The organism is Paenibacillus sp. NPDC055715 (assembly GCF_053617595.1).
Map to the genome: position 1 here is coordinate 1 of NZ_JBSHGA010000041.1, position 1,000 is coordinate 1,000.

Genomic DNA, 1,000 nt, shown 5'->3' on the forward strand with positions numbered 1-1,000 from the left:
AATGCGTTAGCTGCGGCACCGACGACGTGGAATGTCGCCAACACCTAGTTCCCAACGTTTACGGCGTGGACTACCAGGGTATCTAATCCTGTTCGCTCCCCACGCTTTCGCTCCTCAGCGTCAGTAACGGCCCAGAGATCCGCCTTCGCCACCGGTGTTCCTCCTGATATCTGCGCATTTCACCGCTACACCAGGAATTCCGATCTCCCCTACCGCACTCTAGCCTGCCCGTATCGAATGCAGACCCGGGGTTAAGCCCCGGGCTTTCACATCCGACGTGACAAGCCGCCTACGAGCTCTTTACGCCCAATAATTCCGGACAACGCTTGCGCCCTACGTATTACCGCGGCTGCTGGCACGTAGTTAGCCGGCGCTTCTTCTGCAGGTACCGTCACTTTCGCTTCTTCCCTGCTGAAAGAGGTTTACAACCCGAAGGCCGTCATCCCTCACGCGGCGTCGCTGCATCAGGCTTTCGCCCATTGTGCAATATTCCCCACTGCTGCCTCCCGTAGGAGTCTGGGCCGTGTCTCAGTCCCAGTGTGGCCGGTCGCCCTCTCAGGCCGGCTACCCGTCGTCGCCTTGGTGAGCCATTACCTCACCAACTAGCTGATAGGCCGCGGGCTCATCCTGCACCGCCGGAGCTTTACACCATCCACCATGCGATGGACGGTCATATCCGGTATTAGACCCCGTTTCCAGGGCTTGTCCCAGAGTGCAGGGCAGATTGCCCACGTGTTACTCACCCGTTCGCCACTAATCCACCCCGAAGGGCTTCATCGTTCGACTTGCATGTGTTAAGCACGCCGCCAGCGTTCGTCCTGAGCCAGGATCAAACTCTCCGTGAATGTTTACCCGTAATCGGGTGCACACGCACTTAGAGCGGGTCAGTCATGTCGGAATAAGACCGACTGACCACTGCGTCCTCGCTGTGTAATTGCCTGCAAGCATCACCCGAAGGCGACCTCACAGGTCTTTTTCAAAGGAACCTCATCCACCGAAG

1 rRNA gene is annotated in these 1,000 nt (G+C 58.1%); it reads right to left on the reverse strand.

The features are described from left to right. Window positions 1-845, reverse strand: a 16S ribosomal RNA gene (locus ACWGOO_RS22350); the annotation flags it as partial. Window positions 846-1,000 lie beyond the last annotated feature (155 nt).